This window comes from Bradyrhizobium manausense, from assembly GCF_018129685.1.
Taxonomy (GTDB): domain Bacteria; phylum Pseudomonadota; class Alphaproteobacteria; order Rhizobiales; family Xanthobacteraceae; genus Bradyrhizobium; species Bradyrhizobium manausense_D.
Window position 1 is genome coordinate 1,352,004 of sequence record NZ_JAFCLG010000001.1, and the last position, 21,555, is coordinate 1,373,558.

The following is a 21,555-nucleotide window of genomic DNA, read 5'->3' on the forward strand; positions in this document are numbered from 1 at the left end:
CGGGTGCGATAGCGTCGTGAGAAGGTCCGGGATCAGAACTGGCCCGGCGGAAGCTTGAAGACGTCGGGGCTCTTGGCGTCGGCCACGTAGAACAGCAGCAGGCTCGTGGGCGTGAGCACGCGCTGGTTGTTCTCCTTGTTCTCGAAAGTGCCCTGCAGCAGCAGGATCACCGAACGATCCTTGGCATCGCTGCCGCGGAACATCACGATGCCGCCGGCGACGGGCATGTTGACTGCGATGGAGTCGGGCTTGAAGCCTTCGTTGAGGAAGTGCGCACGCAGGATGTTGGCGTTGGAGAACAGCTTCTCCGGCGTCATCGCCGCATCGGTCGCCTTGGACCAGACCGCGCCGACCTGGATCAGCGACTTGGACTTGTAGCCGAACACATAGGAAAGCTCGGCGGTGCCGCCGTTCGGCAGCAGATCCGGAACGGTGAGCAGCACGCTGTGGGTCAGCTCGGACGGATTGTCCTGGGCCTTGATGGCGTCGGCCTTCGGATTGAAGTCCTTGGCCATCGCCGCACGGACATCGGCCTCGTTCATGCCGAACTTGGCCGAACGGAAACCGTCGACCGCCTTGGCCTTGTCATCGGTCGCCTCGCTCGAGGCGGCCGGTGCAGCAGCTCCCGCGCCGGGGGCTGCTGCGGCCGGGGGCGCACCTGCCGCGACCGCCTTTGGCGCCGCCGCGGCCTTTTGCTTGGATGCTGCGCCTTGAACGCCTTGAGCCGTCAGAGGCCCGGCCGCAACGGTCGCAAGAAGGCCAACCAGGGCCGTGACGAGGTAGATTTTGCGCATCGTGAACCTTCGAAAAAACCTGAAACAACGGCTCAAAAATCGGCAGCTTCTCAATCAACTCCCCGATCTTTCGCCTCAACCGGGACGGAAATGTTGCAATGCCGGAAGGCCTTACAAAGCACCACGGGGCAGACATCGATCGAAACCGCGATCCACGTAGCAATACGGTATCGGGCTGCCCGTGGCTGCGAATGATCATTCACAAGCGCATTTTTTCATCAATTGTGATCACCGGCCTTTCGCGTTAAGCACATTGGGAGGGACAACTTCTGCGAAACATTTCATGATGGTACGGCCCGTTCCTGCCCGCGTTGCGCCGGTGGTCACCCGCCGTAATTTCTTTCGGCTCGCGGGCGCAACGGCCGCGGGTTTTTTTGCGCTCGGCGCAGATCGCCTGAGGATTGTCGCCTCGATCACCGGCCTGCCGCTCGACGATGAACTGACCAGACGAAACATGACCGAGAGCTCGACCTCACGCCTCGGCGCGCTGGTCGCCGGCTTGCGGCAGCGCGGCTGGGTCGAAGGGGCCAACTACCGTCTCGAGGTCCGCTCCAGCTTCGGCGGATCGGACAAGCTGAAGGGCGCAGTCGCAGAGCTGATCGATCTCAAGCCGGACGTCATCCTGACCGGCTCGAGCGTGGAAACCGCGGCCGTCATGGCGGCCACCACGTCGATCCCGATCGTGTTCGCGACCTCCAACGATCCCGTCGGCAGCGGCTTCGTTGCAAGCCTCGCCCATCCCGGGGGCAACGTCACCGGCTTTACCAGCAGCACCGCGGAGATGGGCGGCAAGTGGCTTCAGCTGATCAAGGAAGCCGTGCCGGATATCGAACGCGTCGGCATCCTGTTCAATCCGGCGAGCACGCCCGGCGCCGGGCGCTTTTACCTCGACTCGCTCGAGCAGGAGGCCGCGGCCTCGGGCGTTGCGGTCGTGCTTGCGCCGGTCGGTACCGCCGCGGAGATCGACGGCGCGATCGGCCGCTTTTCCGAGGCGCCGAAAGCGGCGATGATCTCGCTCGTCGACAGCTTTCTCGTCGTCAACCGCCAGGCGGTGGTCGCAACGGCGGCGAAATATCGCGTGCCGATGATCTATCCCTATCATTACTTCATGGATGCGGGCGGGCTGATGAGCTACGGGCCGACGCTGGAGGTGCGCTCGGCCGATTACGTCGATCTGATCCTGCGCGGCACCAAGGCCGGCGATCTTCCGGTGCAATCGCCGCGAAAATACGAGCTGTTGATCAACCGCACCGTCGCAGGCGCGCTCGGACTGAAGATCCCGTTCACGCTGCTCGCGCGCGCCGACGAGATTCGCGAGTGAACGAGCAGATCGACCGGGGAGATTTGCGGACGCCTCCCGGTCGGCTGTTCCGCAAATATCTCTACGCGATCGTCGCCCTCACCTTCGCCGCGCTCGCCATCAGCACCGGGTTCGACGTCTGGTTCTCCTATCGCGAGCAGAAGCAGCTGCTCGCCGCGACCCAGCGCGAGCAGGCGGCGAGCGCAGCCATCCAGATCGGCCAGTTCATCAGCCAGATCGAGAACGAGGTCAGATGGCTGTCGCGCCTGCCGCCGGAGCTTTCGACCAACGAAGACGTGCGCCTGAACGCCATCCGCCTGCTGCGCCTCTCGCCCGCCATTGCCGAAATCACCCAGCTCGATTCACAGGGCCGCGAGCAGGTGCGCGTGTCGCGCCGCGTCGCGGACAGGATCGGCAGCCAGGCCGACCGGTCCTCCTTTGCCGCCTTCCGCGGCGCCAGCGGAAGCCGGGCCTATTACGGGCCGGTCTACTTTTTCGGCGACACCGAGCCGTTCATGACGATCGCCACGCGCGGGACCGGCAGCGCACCCAACGTCGTCGTCGCCGAGGTCAATCTGCGTTTCATCTGGGACCTCGTTGCCGGCATCAGGGTCGGCAACAGCGGCAAGGCCTATGTGGTCGATCGCCTCGGCGTTCTGATCGCGCATCCCGATTTGTGGCCGGCGCTCCGCCGCAGCGATCTATCCGGGCATGAGGATGTGCGCGCTGCGCTCGACGGCGTCGGCCCGCCGTCGGGCGGCCAGGTCAAGGAGGATTTTTCGGGTCAGCGCGTGCTGTCGACCTATGCGACCGTTCCCTCGCTCGGCTGGCTGGTGTTCGTGGAGCTTCCGCTCAGCGAAGCCTACGCGCCGATCTACGCGTCGATCGGGCGGTCGGCCTTTCTGCTGATCATCCTGCTGGCCTTCGCGACGCTGGTGTCGCTGTGGCTCAGCCGGCGCATGACCGTGCCCATCCAGGTGCTGAGCCAGGGCGCGCGGCGGATCGGCAGCGGCGATCTCGGCCTGCGTCTTGCCATCAAGACCGGCGACGAGCTGGAGGCACTCGGCGACCAGTTCAACCGGATGGCCGCGCATTTGCGCGAATCCTACGCGACGCTCGAGCGCAAGGTGATCGAGCGGACGTCCGAGCTGGAGAAAGCGCGCGATCAGGCCCTCGCCGAGCACGATGCGGCCGAGCGCGCGCGCAGCGTCGCGGTCGCGGCCAACGAGACCAAGTCGCGCTTCCTCGCCGTGGTCAGCCACGAGCTGCGCACGCCGCTCAACGGCGTCATGGGCGTGCTGCAACTGCTCGACGACGGCAGGCTCAGCGAGGTCCAGCGCCGTCACCTCGCCACCGCCGCAGCCTCGGGCGAAACGCTGATCGCGCTGGTGGACGCCATCCTCGAATATGCGCGCCTCGAGGCCAGCGCCGAAACACTGGAGACGCGCGACTTCCGCCTCGACCAGCTGATCGAGACGACGGCGGATCTGATGCGTCCGCAGGCCATCGGCAAGGGGCTGACCTTCGACCTCGCCTGCGACCCGACGGTCAGCACCTCCGTCCACGGCGATCCCGTCCGGCTCAATCGCATCCTGCTCAATCTCATCGGCAACGCCATCAAGTTCACCCCGAGCGGCGGAATTTCCCTGAGCGCGACGATCGAGCAGCATGACGATCATCAGCGTCTGCGCGCCGTCGTTCGCGACACCGGCATCGGCATCGCGCCCGACATGCACGAGCGGATTTTCGAGGACTTCGTGCAGGCCGACGACAGCATCGCGCGGCGGTTCGGCGGCACCGGCCTTGGACTTGCGATCGCGCGCCGCCTGACGCGGCTGATGCACGGCGAATTGACCGTGGAGAGCACGCCGGGCGCCGGCAGCGTCTTCACGCTTCTCGTCCCGGTCGGCAACGCCGCAAGCGGCATCGCCCAAGGCGCGCTGCCGCAGCCATCGCGCCAACTCCGCGTGCTGCTGGTCGACGACGACCCCGTCAATTGCGAGGTCGGCGAGGCCATTTTGGCCAGGCTCGGCCACCGCGCCGCGATCGCGAGGAACGGCGCTGCCGCGGTTGCCCTTGCCGCCAGCCAGCCGTTCGACATCGTCCTGATGGACCTGCACATGCCCGACATGGACGGCGTGGGGGCGGCCACGCGCATTCGCCGGCTCCCGCTGCAGCCGATGCCGCGGATCATCGTGGTCACCGCCGATGTGTCGCGCGGCACCCGCGAACGGCTCGCAGGCGCCGGGATCGCCAGGGTCGTCAGCAAGCCGATCCTGATGAACGCGCTGCGCGAGGCGATCGAGGACGCGCCGGAAGCTGCGGCAGATCAGCCGCTCGTATCAGGCGCATTGGTCGACCGGCACTTTCTCGACGACCAGAAGGAGCTGCTCGGCCCCTCCCAGATCGCCAAGCTGCATCATCTGCTGAACGAGACCAGCGCAAAGCTGATCGCCGAGATCTGCGCAGCCGCCGCGACCGCCGATCACAGGCAGCTCGCGCGCTCCGCGCACCAGCTCGGCAGCGCCGCGAGCGCGCTCGGCCTCGTCCGCCTGTTCGATCGCTGTCGCGAGATCGAGTTGGCGGCGCCGTCGATGTCATCAGCGGAGTGCCAGGACGCTGCCCGCGATCTCGCCGCGCTTTGCGATGCCTCGATGAGCGCGCTCGACAATATGCTCGCGCCCGCCGAAGCCTCACCTCTGCCGAAGGGAAAGGTCGGATCGCATTGAAGATGCGATCCGGTGAGGGATTGCAGGATCGCCCGATTGCTGTGGCCGGTCGCCCGGATCCCCGTTGTGGATCGAGCGATCTGCAATGACCTCTGCCTCACCGCGTCCGCACCCCCGCCTCCTCCTCCCTCCCAAACCGCTCCACCAGAAAATCGATGAACAGCCGCACCTTCACCGACAGATGCCGCGTCGGCGGATACACTGCGTAGAGCGCGAGCGGCGGCGCGGAATAGTCGTCCAGCACCGTCCTCAGCTCGCCCTTCCGCAGAGCCTCCGCGGCAATGAACTGCGGCAGCAACGCGAGTCCCCTGCCCTTGATCGCGGCGTCACGCAGCACTTCGGCATTGTTGACGCAGAGCGACCAGGCCGGCTGGATCCAGTGATCGCCGTCGCGGCCCGTCAGCTTCCACTGATTGCCTGTCAGCAGGAAGCCGTAGGTCAGCGAGGCATGGGCGCGCAGCTCCTGCGGATGTTTCGGCGTGCCGTGACGCGCAAGGTAATCCGGCGAAGCGCAGATCATGCGCGGGACCGGCATGATTTTTCGCGCGATCAGGCTCGACGATTCCAGGTCCGCAATCCGCAGCGTCACGTCGAAACCGTCCTGGACGGGATCGAGCAGATCGTCGCTCAGCACGATCTGGAGCTGAAGCTCGGGGTAAGTCTCCATGAAGTCCGCGAGCACGGGCCCCAGCCGCATCGTGCCGAACGACATCGGCGCGTTGACGCGCAGCAGGCCGCGCGGCGCCGACTGGGCCTGCGCCACCGCCTGGTCGGCCGCCTCGATCTCCGAGAGGATGACGACCGCCCGCTCGAAATAGCGCTGGCCGTTCTCGGTTGGGCTGGCGTGCCGCGTGGTCCGGTTCAGCAGTTGCACACCGAGGCTCTCTTCGAGATCGGCGATGTATTTGCTGATCGCCGAGCGCGACAGCCGCAGCTGCCGCCCGGCCTCGGCAAAGCTGCCGCTTTCGACCACCTTCACGAAGGCCCGGAGGCTGGCGACCTTATCCATGGGCCGCCCGCGGTGATTGTTTCCAAATCGTAGACATAGACGTCATATTTGCATGGATTGTCTCCAATCCAAAGCGGAACGATATGTCCGGTCAGAGCAAGACGGCTCCCGAATTCAGGAGGACGACAATGTCTGGACTGCACCATGTCACCGCGATTGCCGGCGATCCCATCCGCAATTTCGGTTTCTACACCAGGGATCTCGGCCTGCGCTTCGTCAAGAAGACGGTCAATTTCGACGATCCCGGCACCTATCATTTCTATTACGGCGACGAGACCGGCCGCCCCGGCACCATCCTGACCTTCTTCCCCTGGGCCGGCGTGCCGCAGGGACGCCGCGGCGTTGGCGAAACGCATCAGACCGCCTTCCGCGTGCCGCAGCGTTCGCTCGGCTACTGGACCCAGCGCTTCATCGAGAAGGGCATTCCCTACGAGGCGCTGGAGAAGCGCTTCGGCGAATCCGTGCTGCCGTTCACCGACCCTGACGGCATGGCGCTGGCCCTCGTCGGCATTCCCGGCGCCGAGAACGAGCCCGGCTGGAGCAACGGCGACGTGCCGGCAGAGCATGCGATCCGCGGCTTCCATGGCGTGACCTTGCTGCTCGACAGCGCGGCGAAGACGGCTGCCGTGCTCACCGACGTATTCGGCTTCAAGGAAACGGGGCGCGAAGGCTCCGTGATCCGCTTCAAGGCGCCTGGGGATGCGGAGGGCAGCGTCGTCGACATCTACGAGGCCAAGGGCTTTTTGCGCGGGCATCAGGGCGGCGGCTCGGTGCACCACATCGCCTTCCGCGCGGCTGACGATGCCGAGCAGGGCAAGATGGCGCAAAAGCTCGTGAGCAATCACGGCCTGCACCCGACGGAGCAGAAGGACCGCAACTACTTCCGCTCGATCTATTTTCGCGAGCCCGGCGGAGTCCTGTTCGAGATCGCGACCGACATCCCCGGCTTTGCCGTGGATGAGCCGGTGGCGACGCTCGGACGCGACCTGAAGCTGCCTAAATTCCTCGAACAGCACCGCAAGCAGATCGAGGGCGTGCTGCCGAGCCTGGAAGCGACCGCGTCATGACCGAGTTCATCCATCGCTTCGAGCCCGCGACCAGCGCGCACCTTCCGCCCCTGCTGCTACTGCACGGCACCGGCGGCGACGAGAACGACCTGCTTGGGCTCGGCAAGATGATCTCGCCGGGTTCGGCCCTGCTCTCGCCGCGCGGCCGCGTGCTCGAACACGGCATGCCGCGCTTCTTCCGTCGTCTCAGCGAGGGCGTGTTCGACGAGGAGGACGTGCGCCGGCGCGCCCTCGAGCTCGGCGACTTCATCGCGGACGCGCGGAAGCGCTACGACATTGCCGCGCCGGTCGCGGTCGGTTTCTCCAACGGAGCCAACATCGCCGCCGCGCTGTTGCTGCTGAAGCCGGACGTGCTCGCAGGCGCGGTGCTGCTGCGCGCGATGGTGCCGCTGTCGGATCCGCCCACAGCCAACCTTGCGGGTAAACCCGTTCTGTTGTTGTCCGGACAGGCTGACCCGATCGTGCCGGCGAGCAACTCTGCCAAGCTTGCGGCGCTGTTGTCGGAAGCAGGCGCGCGTGTCGACTACAAGGTCTTGACGGCAGGCCATCAACTATCGCAGGCCGACGTGACCCTCGCCCGCAACTGGATCGGCAGCGTCGACGCGAAAGCAGCGTGAAGCGCGGTGAGTCTTGGCTGAATCGGATCAGGCCACGCCTTCACCTCTCCCGAAGGGAGAGGTCGGATCGCATCGAAAGATGCGATCCGGGTGAGGGGTTACAGTCTCACTGATCGCTGCGGCCCCTCACTCGGATTGCTACGGACGATGCTCCGCATCGCCGGCACAATCCGACCGTCTCCGACGGCAGGACAATCGCATACGACCCTTTGGGCCGCCTGAGCGCGCGCCTCGTCCTTCGAGACGACCGCTGCGCGGTCTCCTCAGGATGAGGCTCATCGAAAGCGGTGCCCGCTGAAACTGCTGCCGCGTATTCCGTCCTCATCCTGAGGAGCCCGCCCAAGCGGGCGTCTGGAAGGAGGCCGCAGGGAAAAGTCCTCGTATATGCGATTGCCCCGTCTCTCGAGAGGGGAAGATGGCCGCCGATCGAACTCACTCCATCGCCCACGTCGCCGCGTTCGGATCTCATCAACGAGAAGGCGGCAGAACCGCTACGCGATCATCTCAAGCGCTCTCATGCGCAAGAAGGCGCTTCGTCAGCCTGCCACTGAGCGACCAGCACAATTTCGCTTCGTTTCGCGATCGCATCGACGATAATGTCCGCATACACCGCGAGACCGGCGTGCCTGTCGTCACCAGGCAAATCGATCAGGATGGCTTCGTGCCCCGATCTGCGAATAAGCGGCACCACGCGATGCCAATACCAGGCCATGCCGCCCGCTCCGGGAACAAGGACGAATGTCGCCATATGAGTTATCTCTTGCTGCCGGAATAGTTGCCCGATCCATAGTGGCTTGCTTGATCAGGATTGATCTCGCGACGGCGCGGAGCGGGGCTGATTGTCGCCTTCGGAGCAAACTGGGACGAGTCTCGGGTTAGGCAAATCTGGTCCGCTCTGCCCCGATGAGCGGACCTCCGGCGCGCGAGGCGCAACGTCGCAGATGGGCCACAAGCGGAAGTCGCCGACTAGCGAAGAAGATCACAGGCTAGGGGGTAGCGTCGCACGTCAGAACTTGGTCCCGTCACGCCGAACTCCACAAGCTGGCCGACCCTACCCGCAAACACCTTGCAACCGTTAAGTTGGATTTCAACTACAGAAGGCAATTCTTGGCCTTCAGTCTGTATATGGAGAATTGTATTCGGACACTCCCGTGAAACGCTGAGGACGCGGCCCGAATAAAGTCTGGCACCTTTCATTGGCTTACGGCACCTACCGTCAAACGGGTACTGTGCGAAACAGGCAAAATTGCAGGTTGTATCTTGTGCAGAGGCAGCAAGCGACTGAACGGGTGACGCAACTGCAAGATAGAAAACGCAAAACCCGTATGTTCGCAGAAGGTTGGTAATCCGCTCGTTCGTCATCCCGCGATCATGCCAAGGCGGAATTATCTCCGCAATGGGTCAACAGCGCCGGTTTCGGCCGTGAGCAATCAGGTTCGATCTTACCCTCAACTTCGGACATGACCGCACACCGCGCGACGGTTGCGATGGGCCACAAGCGGGCTCACGAGCTAGTCGCAAAATCCCCGCTTCGGTCGCTCGCCTTGATATGCGAGCGCTTCAGCAGAAACTTCGTCGTATAAAGTCTTACTGATCTGGAACGAAGCTAACCGCCGAATGCCATCATCCGTGGTGTAGATTACAACCGTGTACTCACGGCACCATTGACGTGGCGAGCCAGGGACAGCGATGTGCTCTCGGTGTTCACTGCGCTTGCCCAGGAACACATTAAGCACTTGGCCCACTTCGGCTTGGCCCCTGAGAGCCTCAGTGATTTTCAGACGGGCGAAAAAAATATCGTTGGTGCAACCTTCGCAGTGACGACCACCCATCCATGCTATGGGTTGCTGCAAGCGAACTTTCGCAACGACGACATCCCTAGCGTCAGGAGGCAAATTGTTCATCGCCTCTACGAGATCGTCTGGCGCGCCTTCGGAAAAATACGCAATGGGCGCGTTATTCTCCATCGCCGAAGAACGCGGCAGACCGACAATGATTGCGCTCATCATCACAGCGACAACAGCTAGGCTTCGCTTGGCCGATTTCATCTACAGAACTGCGCACGAATGGTTGTAGTGGCACCCTAATCCAATTTTGAGAAGTTGAACAGATGAGGTCAGCTTCGGGTCAACTTGAGAAGAACCCAGGCTGAGCAAATCTGGTCCGCTCTGCCTCATGAGCGGACCTCCGGCACACGAGGCGCAACTTCGCAGACGGGCCACTTCAACACCTCGCCCGACGGGTATAGATAAGACCATCGTCCACCGCGAGAACAGCAAGTGGGCCGAACAGCAATCTTCGTATCGATCGTAACGGCCTTCACAATCATTGTGGTCGCCACCCCACGCCGCGCTCAAGCAACACCGGAAGCGTCAGCGTGCGGATACCTTGCTGATCTGATCGACAAGGCATCGCCATCAGGGCCGTTGTTCCTGCCCAGCTTTCCGACCGTCGAATCCGGACCTCTCCATGGCGCCGCCTATCTCTATGACAATGCGGTCGCCGCCATCGCATTGGTCGGTTGCGGCGAGCGCGACAAGGCGTCTCGCATTGGCTCGGCGATCCTCTGGGCCATCGATAACGACCGCACCTGGCACGATGGCCGGCTCCGGAACGCTTACGCCGCGGGTGTGGTGGAAAGTGGCTCCGCCAAGCTTCCGGGTTGGTGGGACATCTCGCAGAACAAATGGCTGGAAGATCGATATCAGGTGGGCAGCGATGTCGGCAACATGGCATGGGCCATGTTGGCGTTGCTGTCGATTGACGATGCGAGCACCGGATCTCGGTTCCGCGATGGTGCGGCACGCCTTGGCACCTGGGTCGCGCAATGGGCCGACGCGCGCGGCACTGGCGGTTTCACGGGCGGCACGTTCGGGCACGAGCCGACGCCCGAGGTGCGGACATGGAAATCAACCGAACACAATACCGACCTCGCTGCCGCGTTTGGCCTTCTTGCAACCCGCACCGGCGATTCGCGCTGGCGTGACATGGCAACAACTGCCGAGCGCTTCGTCGATACGATGTGGGATCCGGCATGCGCCTGTTTCGCCGCAGGCACCGCGGAAGACGGCGTCACGCGCAATCCGATTTTGGCCCTTGATGCTCAAATCTGGCCGTTAACGGCACTCCGCGGAGCGGCCAGGCAATTTGCATCGGCAATCACGACCGCCGAGCAGCGAATGAGCGTCGATCATGGCTTTTCTTACGGTGAAGACCGAGACGGTGTGTGGACCGAAGGGACGGGCCAAATGGCTCTCTTACTGAAATTGCTCGGCAGGACCGAGAAGGCAGAGTCGTTGATCGCCGTCATCGAATCCCAGAGGTCGCCCGATGGCGGGTTCTATGCCACAAATATCCGCGCGCTACCGACTGGGTTCATGTTGGACACCGATCCGGCCAGGCCCCGACTCTATTTCCGCTTGCCACATCTTGGCGCAGCTTCGTGGGCTGCCCTGGCGCAAATTGGCTTCAATCCCTTTACGGCGACAAAAGGACTACCCTAAAGCATGATCCGGAAAAGCGCGAAGCGGTTTTCCCTCGCGACAAACGCGGAATGCGTTTGCGCGGAGATCATGCGCAAACAACAAGCTAAAGCGCGATGACGATTCGAGCCAATCTCATCGCGCCTTAAAGCATGATGTGTTTTGGTTCAATCGATGCGAACCGAGAGCTCAAATCACCTCTCCCCGACGGGGAGAGGTCGGATTGCTATGGCGCGCAGTTGCGCGCCTGAGCAATCCGGGTGAGGGGCCGCGGCACCCAGTGAGACCGAAACCCCTCACCCGGATCGCATCTTCGAAGCGATCCGACCTCTCCCTGCGGGAGAGGTGATCCCAGACGCCGATCGAACCTGACTCCGTCGCGCCTTAGTCAAGGCCATGGAGCCCGCTCCCCGTTCTTCCGACCCGAGTTGCTCTTTGCAGCGACGAGGCGCGGGCTGCCGCGCTACGGTGTTTTGCAGACGAAGTTCGCCGCGTCCTCGATATCGCCTGAACCGGAATAGGCCGCATATGACGGATAGGGGCAGAGAGGCCGGCTGCGGTTTGCGCTCCATGTCGCCGGGATCTCCTTGTTGGCGGGATCGCTGGAGGCAATGATCCGCTCCGGCGCCTTGCCGCGCTCGACCCACTCGGTCAGTGCCGTCAGTGCATCGAACTTGTCGAGTGCGACCCCGCCGCCGCAATGCGTCCCGCCCGGTATGGTGAAAAGGCGGGCGAACCCATCGGCATGGCCCTGCGCGTTCTTGTTCAGACGGTCGTACCAGCGGATGGTGTCGTTGACCGAAAACACCGGGTCGGCCTGGCCGTGGAAGATGAGCATCTTGCGGCCGGCCGCCTGCAGGCCGGTGAGCTTGGGGTCGTCGACATCGGGCGGCGTCATGAAGTCCATGGCGGACTCCGTGAATGTGCCGTCTCTGGCGAAGATTTTCGGCGCGTCCCTGTCGAAATCGTAGGCCTTCAGCGCATCGATGAGCTTGTCGCTGCTGCCTTCCACGGGAGCCGGCGGGGTCGAGAAAATGTAGTTCAGCGACGCCGCGCCCATCGTGGCGATGATCGGATAGTTGTTCCAGGGCGGGACCGAACTCTCGACTTTCCAGGCGCGCCAGTTGCCGGTGCCGATGCCGCCGTCGAGCGGCCAGTCCGAATAGAGCGCTTCGCCCTTCGAATTTTTTGGCCCGGCGAGGCTGGTCTTGAGCGCGTCGACTTTGGCTTCCGGCAGGCAGGCCGAGGTCTGGCCGGGCGCGCACACGAGGCTCTTGAGGTCGAAGGCCTTCTGGCAGGCGGCGAGATTGGACGTCAGCCCATCCTTGGCACCATCGAGTGCGTCGCAGGCTTCCGTGATGCGCGACGCCACGAGTTGCGCATCCTCCTTGGTGATCGACTTGCGAAGATCCGGATCGGCTTTCAGGAACGCCTGCACGTCCCAGGCGTGCTGGACCGCGGCGCGCGGCAGATCGAAGCCGGGATTGCCGACGAGGAAGCCGTCGTAATTTTCGGGCATGCGGGAGGCGGCGACCATCGCGTGGCGTCCGCCGTTCGAGCAGCCGGCCATGTAGGAGCGCTCCGGCTGGCGGCCGTAATGCAGCGCGATCACCTTCTTGGCGACCGGCGAGAGCGTCATGTCGGCGGCGTAGCCGTAGTCGCGCCGCGCCTGCGGATCGAGCCCGAAGGCCGCGCCCGCTGCAAGTCCGAGTGGCTTGTTGGCGGGGTCGGAGCCCGAATGACCGCTGTCCGACGACAGCACGGCGAAACCTCGCGCCAGCGGCACCGTGCCGCCCGATCCAAGACCTGAGGGGCTTGACCCCATCGCGGGCACGACCACGCCGTCATTGCCGCCATTGACCTGGTGCAGGAAGCGCCCGTTCCAATCGACCGGCAGCCTGATCTCGAACTGGATCGAATAGGTTTTTCCATCCGCACCGGTGCGACGGTTGGCGAGCCCGGTCACGATGCAATGCTTGGGCAGGTTGTTGCCGGCCTCCTGCAGCTTGGTGGCGACGATCTCGACGCCGGGAATGGCAAGCGATGCCGTGGTGACCGGCGAGCAGGTCTCGTCATCGGCGCGAGCGAGCGCCGTCGTTCCAAGAAGGGCAGCCAATGTCACTGCCGATACAGCACCAGACCTCATGGCGATCTCCCCAATTTGATTATTTGATATAACCATTATATCAGCACCATATCCTTGGCAAGCCTTGTCCCGAACGAGGACAGCGCGGCAAGGTCTGCATCCGGTGCGGCCAATGCATGAGCCGGAGGTCGCGTTGCACGGCAAGCTGCGATCCTGCGCCGGGCCGACGCATGAGGTTCCGGACGTTCAGCGTCGGGGATCAGTGGAAGGGATGCCTCGCACCAAAGCGGGCGCGGCCTTCTTCGATGATGCCATTATGCCGGTGTTTTGCCCGACGGAGCAAAGCGATTTCGGCAAGACCGAAATTTATTCGAGCCTTTCAATCCCGTCGCTACTGTGCATGGGGTTGTTTTTTCGGCTCCTGTTTCGATCCAGCCAAACCAATGGCCTCTCCCCGGCGGGAAGAGGCCATTGCCGAAGCGGTCGTTTCGACTTGGCGACGATGCCGCGCCCTATTCCCAGGACCAGGCCGAGAAGTCGTTCTCGAACTGCGGGACTTCCTTCCAGACACCCTTCAGCTTCTTGTTGATGACCGTCGGCCATTGCGGCTGGAACAGGAATCCGGCCACCGCGTCGGTCGCCAGCATCTTCTGGGCATCGCCGAGCAGCTTGGCGCGGCCGGCCTCGTCAGGCGTCGAGACGATCTGCTTGTAGAGCGCGTTGAACGCCTCGTTGTTGTAACCGAGGTAGTAGTCCGGTTCGGTGATCTTGACGAGGTCGAACGGCTCGACATGGGACACGATGGTGAGGTCGAAATTGTGCGGACCGTTGGGTGCGAACACCTGCGACAGCCATTGCGCCCATTCGACGTTCTCGATCTTGGCGGTAATGCCGACCTTGGCGAGCTGGGCCGCGAGGATCTCGCCGCCCTGCCGCGCGTAGGGCGGCGGCGGCAGCTTCAGGCTGAGCTCGAGCGGCGTCGTGACGCCCGCCTCCGCCAGCAGCTTCTTCGCCTTCTCGGGGTCGTAGGGATTGACACCGGTGGTGTCGACATAGCCGAGCGAGCCCGGCGTGTAGAAGCTGCCGATCGGCGTGCCGAAACCTTCGACCGCGCCGTCGATCATCGCCTTGCGGTCGATGGCGGCGAGGATCGCGCGGCGCACCCTGACGTCGTCAAGCGGCTTCTTCTTTTCGTTGATGGCCACGATGGTCTTGGCCTTGGAGCCGCCGATCAGAACGGCAAAGCGCGGATCGGCCTTGAACTGGGCAACGACGCGGGTTGCGATGCGCGGAAATGCGTCGACGTCGTTTGACAGCAGCGCCGCGGCCTGCGCGGCGGGATCGGAGATGAAGCGGATCGTCACCTTGGACAGCTTGATCGCAGACGCGTTGCGATAGTCGGCCCATTTGTTCAGCGTGAGCGAGGAGCCCTTGACCCAGGCGCCAAGCTGATACGGCCCGGTGCCGACCGGCTGCGTCACGTTGGTCGCAGCACTCTTCGGCTCGACGATCGAGCCGCTGGCCTGTCCCAGCAGGAACGGCAGGTTCGGCTCGGAATTCTTCAAGGTGATCACGACCGTGTCGGCATCGGGCGCGGCGACGGACTCGAAGCTCTGGAACAGGCTCTTGTCCTTGTTGGTGCTGTTCGCGGCCGCGTTGCGCTCGAACGAGAATTTCACCGCGGCGGAATCAAAGGCCTCGCCGTTCTGGAATTTGACGCCCTTGCGCAGCTTGAACGTATACGTCTTCAGGTCGGGCGACGCGGTCCAGCTCTCGGCCAGCAGGGGCGAAGTCGAGCCGTCCTCGTTGATCTTGGTCAGGGTCTCATAGATGTTGTAGAGCGTGACCTCGGCGATCGCAGCGGCGGCGGCGTTGGTGGGATCGAGCCCCGGCGGCTCCAGCGTCATGCCCATGACGACGCTGTCCTTCTTGCTCTGCGCCAGCACCGGCAGCGGCGCCGCGGCCAATGCCGCGGCAAAAGCGACGATCGATAGCTTCTTGAACATGCCCAAACTCCCCGGCCTTCCGTCTTTCAAGACTACGCCATTCCCATGGCCGACACTAACCTTCCATGCCCGCCTGCGGCAATGCCATCACGGCCTCCGCCTTGTGGCAGGCGGCGAGATGGCCCTCGCCCACCCTGCGTAGCAAGGGCGGAACCTCGCGGCAATGCTGGTCGGCGAGCGGACAGCGCGCCACATAGGGGCATCCGGTCGCAGCCGCCGATTGCGAGGCGATCGCCTGGGCCCCGCGCCGTCGCCGGCCGCCGCCGGCGCGCGCCCTCGGCACGGCGTCCAGCAGCGCCCGCGTATAGGGATGGGCGCAGTGCTCGAACAGATCCTCCGGCCGTCCCTGCTCGACCACCCGGCCGAGATACATCACCGCGACCTCGTCACAGAGGTAATCGACAACGGCGAGGTCGTGGCTGATCAGGACGTAGCTCAGGCCGAACTGCTCCTGCAGATCCTGCATCAGATTGAGCACCTGCGCCTGCACCGAGACGTCGAGCGCGGAGACGGGTTCGTCCGCGACGATCAGCTTCGGCTGGGTAATCAGCGCGCGCGCGATCGCGATGCGCTGGCGCTGGCCCCCGGAAAACTCGTGCGGATATTTGTCCATGTCCGCCTCGCGCAAGCCGACCTGCTTCAGCACCGTCGCGACACGGGCGCGGAACGTGGTGCGGTCGGCGTCATCAAGCACGGTGAGCGGCTCGGCGACGATACGCGCGATGGTCTGACGCGGATCGAGTGAGCCATAGGGATCCTGGAACACCATCTGGAAATCCCGCCGCGCGCGGCGCAATTCGTCCGGCGAGATGCGGTTGAGGTCGCGGCCGAGCATCGCGACCTGACCCGCCGTCGGTCGCTCCAGCGCCATCACCACCCGCGCGAAGGTGGATTTGCCGGAGCCGGATTCGCCGACGATGCCGAGGCTGCGGCCGGCCTCGACCTGCACGCTGACGCCGTTGAGCGCGCGCACCTGTCCGGGCGGACGGAACAGGCTTTCGCGCGGCAGCGTGTAGCGCTGCTCGAGATCCTTGACGTCGAGAAGAGGTGCTGCGGTCATGCGGACAGCGCCCCGACATTCGCGGCCATCGAGACATCGGTGCGCACGCAGCGCACGCCATGCTTGGGGCCGACCTCGACCATCGGCGGCAGCGCGGCGCGGCACTTGTCCTGGACCAGCGGACAACGCTCACCAAAGGCGCATCCCGCCGGCAGATCGGCGAGCTCCGGCACCGTGCCCGCAATCGTCGTCAGCCGCGTCCCCTTGCGCGCGCCGAGCTTTGGGCGGGCGCGGAACAGGCCTTGCGTATAGGGATGGCCCATGCGGCGGAACACCTCGTCGGTCGGCCCGCTCTCGACGACGGTGCCGCCATACATCACCATCATGCGCTGCACGTTCTCGGCGATGACACCGAGATCATGCGAGATCAGGATCATCGACATGCCACGCTCCTCGACGAGGTCGGCGATGAGATCGAGGATCTGGCCCTGAATGGTGACGTCGAGCGCGGTGGTCGGCTCGTCGGCGATCAACAGATCGGGCTCGCAGGCAAGCGCCATCGCAATCGTGACACGCTGGCGCTGGCCGCCGGAGAATTGATGCGGATAGGCATCTATGCGCCTGGCGGGATCGGGCAGTCCGACGCGGTCGAGCAACGCAATCGCCTCTCTGCGCGCCTGCGCGGCGGAATATTTCTTGTGACGCCGCAACGGCTCGGCGACCTGGTGGCCGATCGTGTGCATCGGGTTCAGCGCCGTCATCGGCTCCTGGAAGATCATGCTGATCCGGTTGCCGCGCAGCTTGCAATAATCGGCATCGGCAAGCCGCGCGAGCTCGCTCCCATCAAGCTTGATGCTGCCGGTGATAACAGCACTATCCGGCAACAGCCCCATCAACGACAACGCCGTGACCGACTTGCCGCAGCCGGATTCACCGACGAGCCCAAGCGTCTCGCCGCGCTTCAGCGCAAAGCTCACTCCGCGCACCGCCTGCGCCGGACCGCGGCTGGTATTGAGGCGGACGCCGAGATTGTCGACCTCGATCAGGGGGGCGGGATCAGCCATTGTCACCGCTCCCGTGCCAGTCGCGGATCGAGCAAATCGCGCAATCCATCACCAAGAAGATTGAGGCCGAGCACGGCGATCGCGATTGCAGCGCCGGGATAGACCGCGAGCATCGGCGACTGGAACAGCATGGTCTGCGCATCGTTCAGCATGCGGCCCCAGGACGGTTGCGGCGGCTGCGTGCCGAGGCCGAGATAAGACAGCGCCGCTTCGGCGAGGATCGCCAGCGCAAACTGGATGGTCGCCTGCACGATCAGGATCGACAGGATGTTCGGCAAGACGTGTTCGATGGTGATGCGGAAAGCGCCCTTTCCCGAGGCGCGCGCCGCCAGCACGAATTCACGCGCCCAGATCGCATTGGCCGAACCGCGCGTCAGCCGGATCAAGGTCGGAATCTGGAAGATGCCGATCGCGATGATCGAGGTCACCATGCCGGGTCCCGCGACCGCGGCGAGCATGATCGCCGAAAGCACGGCAGGAAAGGCGAATGCGAAGTCGGAGAAGCGCATGATGATCTCTTCGGTCCAGCCGCGCTTGGCCGAAGCGATCAGGCCGAGGCAGACGCCGAAGGTGAGACCGATGCCGACCGCGATGACGCCGACGAGGATGGTGGAGCGCGCACCCGCGAGCAGCAGCGAGACGATGTCGCGCCCGAAGGAGTCGGTGCCGAGCCAGTGTGCCGCCGAGGGCGGCCGGAGCTTCGAGGCGATGTCGATCTCGTAAGGAGACCACGGCGTCCACACCAGCGACAGCAGCGCCGAGACGACCACCAGCAGGCTGAGCACGCCGCCCAGCACGAAGCTGCGATGGCGCAGCGCGCGACTCCAGAAGGTCTTTGCCGGCAAGGGGCGCGTTGCGACCGACGCGTCAACCGGCGTGGAAAGCTGTGCGCTCACAGGTCGTGCACCTTGATGCGGGGATCGATGAAGGCATAGAGCACGTCAACCACGAAATTGACGATGACCACCATGGCGGCAAGAAGCATCACGCAATTGCGCACCACGATCAGGTCGCGGTTCGCAATCGACTGGAAGATGAGGCGGCCGAGGCCCGGCAGGTAGAACACATTTTCGATCACAATGGTGCCGGCGAGCAGGTTGGCGAATTGCAGGCCCATCACCGTCATGACGGGGATCATGGCATTGCGCAGCACGTGGCTCCACAATACCTCGCGCTTGCCGAGCCCCTTCGCGCGCGCGGTGCGCACAAAATCCTCGCGCAGCACTTCAAGCACGGCCGAGCGCGTGACGCGGGCGAGAATCGCGGCCTGCACCACGGCAAGCGAGATCGACGGCAGCAGCAGCGACTTGACACCAAGCCAGATGCCGTCGTCCCAGCCGGCGAAGCCGCCCGCGGAGAGCCATTGCAACCGCACCGCAAACAGCAGCACCAGGAGGATGGCGAACCAGAAGTTCGGCAGCGCGATGCCGATCTGGGTCAATGACATCACGCCGACGTCGCCGAGCTTGTTGTGATTGGCCGCGGTATAGATTCCGGCCGAGAGCGCCAGAACCACCGTGATCAGCATCGACATGATCGCGAGCGGAATGGTCAGCACCAGCCGCTCGGCGATCAGTCCCGCGACCGGCGTGCCGTAGACATAGGAATTGCCGAGATCCCCGACGACGAGACCCTTGATCCATTGCAGGTAGCGGACCGCAAGCGGCTGATCGAGCCCGAGCTTGACCGTGAGCGCGCGGACCGCGTCGGCCGACGCATCGGCACCCATCAGCATCTGGGCGGCATTGCCCGGCAACGCATCCAGCACCAGGAAAATGATCACGGAGGCGCCGACCAGCGTCGCCAGCAATGTCAGGACACGTCGGAGGACAAATACGCTCATGCGTGATCAGGGTCAGGGCTCATCGGCGGCACGATCAACATGTCCGGACGCCGGACGCAAGCCCTTTGCGGCCGATGCATGCCGTCATTCCGGCCGGCGGGTGAGAAGGTCGTGCGAGGCCTCGAACAGCGCGCTGACGCGCAGCAATTCGGCGTCGGCCCGGAAGCGGCCAACGAGTTGGAGCCCGATGGGCAGTCCGTCGCGGCCGAAGCCGCAGGGCAGGCTGATCGCGGGATGACCGGTCATGTTGAACGGCATGGTCCAGGGGAACCAGTGCGGCCGGACGCTGTCGAATTGCTGGCCGTCGATCTCGATCCTGCCGAACAGGTCCTGCTCGATCGGCAGCGCGGTGCGGGTGATGGTCGGCATTGCCAGCAGGTGCCCGCGCGCAAGCAGGGATTGCACGCGACGGAACAGCGCCGTGCGCGCGAACATCGCCTCCTGGTAGTCCACGCCGCTGACATTGGTCGCCAGCGCGATCTGCTTGACGAAGGCCTCGCTCAGGGCATCCCCATGCTCCGCCACCAGCTTCGAAAAGCGCGAGCGCCAGACGGTGTGGTTGATGGCCCGCCAGATCGGCTCGACGTCGTAACCCTCGCCGGGGAATTCCTCGAGCTCGGCACCCAGATCCGCGAGCCGGTCGAGGCTGGCATTGAAGGCCCCCGCGACGTCTGATGACACTGGCCGTCCAGGCGGAGAGGCGCAGAACAGAACCCTTTGCCCGCGCAGATCGCCGCGCGGGGCGGCGGTGCCGATGAAATCGGGCACGGGAACGCCGATCGACCAGGGATCGCAGGAATCCTCGCCTGACATCGCCTGCATCATCAGCGCGGTGTCGGCCACGGTGCGCGTGGTCGGCGTCACATAGGTCTGATTGCCGAACGCATCCAGCGCTTGGCTATGCGCGATCACGCCGTTGCTCTGCTTCAATCCGACCACGCCGTTACAGGCGGCGGGAATCCGCGTCGAGCCGCCGCCATCGGTGGCGATTGCGAGGGGCGCAATGCCGCTCGCCACCGCCACAGCGGCGCCGCCGCTGGAGCCGCCGGAGGAGCGCTCCGCGCTCCAGGCGTTGCGGGTGCGGCCGAACAGAGGCGAGTCGGTCAGGCACTTGCTGCCGAACTCCGGCGTCGTTGTCTTGCCGATCAGGATCGCGCCTTCCGCCCTCAGTTTTGCAACCGCGACCGCGTCATCCGTCGGCACGTTGTCCTTGTAAGGCACGGCGCCGAAGGTGGTCTTCACGCCCTTGGTGTTGACGATGTCCTTGACGGTGACGGGGATGCCGTGCAGCAGGCCAAGCGGTTCACCCGCCATCACCTTGCGCTCGGCCTCGCGCGCCTCTGCAAGCGCCTCGTCGCCGCAAATCGTGATGAAGCAGTTCAGCCTGGGCTGGAGCGCCTCGGCGCGCGCGAGTACAGCGCGCGTGACCTCGACGGGCGAGACCTTCTTGCTGGCGATGCGCTCGCGCAGAGCGGTGGCGGTGAGGAAACAGAGATCGTCGCTCATTGTGACAGGCTCGCGTCAGGTTGCGCGGGACCTTGCCAGCGCAAACCCACCCTGTCCATTTCGGCTGGAGCATGGCCGCACTCCACCGGAACATCGCGGAAGCCGTGCCGCCTTACCAGCTCCAGCTGATCTCGTGACTCCAGGGCGGATCGGCGCCGGGGCGGGTGCAGGTCAGGCCGGCGCAATTGGCGGCAAAGGACAGCGCGCGCCGGAGCTCGTCAGTGCTGATGTCCTTGAGTCGCGATGGGGCGAGACGGCCTTGCTTGTGCAAGGCGAACAGCAATGCGGCCTGAAAGCTGTCGCCGGCACCGATCGTATCGGCGACCTCGATCTTCGGCGCCTCGACCTCGATCTCACCGGCCCTTGCATGCCAGGCGACGGCACCGTTGTTGCCGCGGGTAATCGCGACGAGGCTCGCGCCCTGCCCCAGCAGCGCACTCGCGCGCTGCTGATACGGCTCCTCCCCGAAGAGATAGGCGAAGTCGATATCCGACATCTTGATGAGATCGGCACTGGCGGCGAACTCGCCCATGCGCGCCAGATAAGCCGGCTTGTCCTTGACCAGATTGGGGCGGCAGTTCGGATCGAAGGAGATGGTCGACAACGCCTGCGCATCCGCGATCAGCGCCTTGGTCTCCGCGGCTCCTTGATCGTTGACGAGTGTGGTTGAACCGACATGGATGGCTTCGACATTTTTGAACGGAATGGTCCCACGCCGAAAAGTCCAATTCCGCGTCGCGGTCTCGGCGTCATAGAAGGCGTAGTGCGACTCGCCGGCGACAATGCGGACGAAGGCGAGCGTCGTTTGATGATCGCTGCGCGTGGCAAGATCGAGCACGACATTCGATGCGGCGGCGTGATCTGCGATCATACGTCCGAACAGATCGGTCGAGATGCCACCGACAAAACCGGTCGGCGCGCCGAGCCGGGCAATGCCGATCGCGACGTTGAGACAGGAGCCGCCCACCGCCGGCATCACGGCCTCGCGTCCCGCAGCACTTCGCGTCGGGACGAAATCGATCAGCGCGTCGCCGCAGGAAATCAGCATGGCC

At 64.3% G+C, this 21,555-nt stretch carries 17 protein-coding genes; 5 read left to right on the top strand and 12 right to left on the bottom strand.

Annotated elements, in window-relative coordinates; genetic code table 11:
- Positions 1-32: 32 nt before the first annotated feature.
- Positions 33-794 carry a hypothetical protein gene (locus tag JQ621_RS06585; RefSeq protein ID WP_212233564.1) on the bottom strand — a complete coding sequence of 254 codons (762 nt, stop codon included), beginning with the start codon at positions 792-794 and terminating at the stop codon, positions 33-35.
- A gap of 283 nt (positions 795-1,077) precedes the next feature.
- Here JQ621_RS06585 and JQ621_RS06590 point away from each other — a divergent pair, with 283 nt between their 5' ends.
- Positions 1,078-2,115, top strand: a complete 1,038-nt coding sequence (locus tag JQ621_RS06590) for an ABC transporter substrate-binding protein (protein WP_249124694.1) — start codon at positions 1,078-1,080, stop codon at positions 2,113-2,115.
- On the top strand, positions 2,112-4,823 hold the full coding sequence (locus JQ621_RS06595) for a hybrid sensor histidine kinase/response regulator (protein ID WP_212233565.1): 2,712 nt from the start codon (positions 2,112-2,114) through the stop codon (positions 4,821-4,823). Before JQ621_RS06590 ends, JQ621_RS06595 begins: the two co-directional genes overlap by 4 nt.
- 97 nt (positions 4,824-4,920) lie before the next feature.
- Here JQ621_RS06595 and JQ621_RS06600 read toward each other — a convergent pair whose 3' ends face one another.
- Positions 4,921-5,832 carry a LysR family transcriptional regulator gene (locus JQ621_RS06600; protein WP_212233566.1) on the bottom strand — a complete coding sequence of 304 codons (912 nt, stop codon included), beginning with the start codon at positions 5,830-5,832 and terminating at the stop codon, positions 4,921-4,923.
- A 128-nt stretch (positions 5,833-5,960) separates the two neighbouring features.
- On the opposite strand from JQ621_RS06600, the gene JQ621_RS06605 reads away from it, so the two are divergent.
- Both JQ621_RS06605 and JQ621_RS06610 read left to right on the top strand, forming a co-directional pair.
- On the top strand, positions 5,961-6,899 hold the full coding sequence (locus tag JQ621_RS06605) for a ring-cleaving dioxygenase (protein ID WP_212233567.1): 939 nt from the start codon (positions 5,961-5,963) through the stop codon (positions 6,897-6,899).
- Complete coding sequence (locus JQ621_RS06610) at positions 6,896-7,516, top strand: alpha/beta hydrolase (RefSeq protein ID WP_212233568.1); 621 nt, start codon at positions 6,896-6,898, stop codon at positions 7,514-7,516. Before JQ621_RS06605 ends, JQ621_RS06610 begins: the two co-directional genes overlap by 4 nt.
- 514 nt (positions 7,517-8,030) lie before the next feature.
- Here the strand turns inward: JQ621_RS06610 and JQ621_RS06615 are convergent.
- Together JQ621_RS06615 and JQ621_RS06620 are read right to left on the bottom strand one after the other, a co-directional pair.
- Complete coding sequence (locus tag JQ621_RS06615) at positions 8,031-8,264, bottom strand: alpha/beta fold hydrolase (protein WP_212233569.1); 234 nt, start codon at positions 8,262-8,264, stop codon at positions 8,031-8,033.
- A 763-nt stretch (positions 8,265-9,027) separates the two neighbouring features.
- Entirely contained in the window at positions 9,028-9,564 is a 537-nt protein-coding gene (locus JQ621_RS06620; protein WP_212233570.1) for a hypothetical protein, read from the bottom strand.
- Between the two features lie 231 nt (positions 9,565-9,795).
- On the opposite strand from JQ621_RS06620, the gene JQ621_RS06625 reads away from it, so the two are divergent.
- On the top strand, positions 9,796-11,019 hold the full coding sequence (locus JQ621_RS06625; RefSeq protein ID WP_312015389.1) for a hypothetical protein: 1,224 nt from the start codon (positions 9,796-9,798) through the stop codon (positions 11,017-11,019).
- A 442-nt stretch (positions 11,020-11,461) separates the two neighbouring features.
- Here the strand turns inward: JQ621_RS06625 and JQ621_RS06630 are convergent, their stop codons facing one another.
- From JQ621_RS06630 to JQ621_RS06665, 8 genes are all read right to left on the bottom strand, one after another.
- The gene (locus JQ621_RS06630) at positions 11,462-13,144 is read right to left on the bottom strand and encodes a tannase/feruloyl esterase family alpha/beta hydrolase (RefSeq protein WP_212233571.1); all 1,683 of its coding nucleotides are present in this window, start codon (positions 13,142-13,144) and stop codon (positions 11,462-11,464) included.
- A gap of 452 nt (positions 13,145-13,596) precedes the next feature.
- Positions 13,597-15,090: an ABC transporter substrate-binding protein gene (locus JQ621_RS06635; RefSeq protein ID WP_212233572.1), complete on the bottom strand. Its 1,494-nt coding sequence runs from the start codon at positions 15,088-15,090 to the stop codon at positions 13,597-13,599.
- A 55-nt stretch (positions 15,091-15,145) separates the two neighbouring features.
- Positions 15,146-16,150 (bottom strand): ABC transporter ATP-binding protein, encoded by a 1,005-nt coding sequence (locus JQ621_RS06640; RefSeq protein ID WP_212233573.1) that lies wholly within the window; start codon positions 16,148-16,150, stop codon positions 15,146-15,148.
- Positions 16,147-17,154, bottom strand: a complete 1,008-nt coding sequence (locus JQ621_RS06645; protein WP_212233574.1) for an ABC transporter ATP-binding protein — start codon at positions 17,152-17,154, stop codon at positions 16,147-16,149. Before JQ621_RS06645 ends, JQ621_RS06640 begins: the two co-directional genes overlap by 4 nt.
- Positions 17,155-17,156: 2 nt before the next feature.
- A complete protein-coding gene (locus tag JQ621_RS06650) occupies positions 17,157-18,050 on the bottom strand; it encodes an ABC transporter permease (RefSeq protein ID WP_212233575.1) in 894 nt (297 codons plus the stop codon).
- A complete protein-coding gene (locus tag JQ621_RS06655) occupies positions 18,047-18,997 on the bottom strand; it encodes an ABC transporter permease (protein WP_212233576.1) in 951 nt (316 codons plus the stop codon). The genes JQ621_RS06650 and JQ621_RS06655 overlap by 4 nt, the downstream gene beginning before the upstream one ends.
- An 84-nt stretch (positions 18,998-19,081) precedes the next feature.
- Positions 19,082-20,503 carry an amidase gene (locus tag JQ621_RS06660; RefSeq protein WP_212233577.1) on the bottom strand — a complete coding sequence of 474 codons (1,422 nt, stop codon included), beginning with the start codon at positions 20,501-20,503 and terminating at the stop codon, positions 19,082-19,084.
- Positions 20,504-20,615: 112 nt separating this feature from the next.
- On the bottom strand, positions 20,616-21,551 hold the full coding sequence (locus JQ621_RS06665) for a carbohydrate kinase family protein (RefSeq protein ID WP_212233578.1): 936 nt from the start codon (positions 21,549-21,551) through the stop codon (positions 20,616-20,618).
- Between the last annotated feature and the right edge of the window lie 4 nt (positions 21,552-21,555).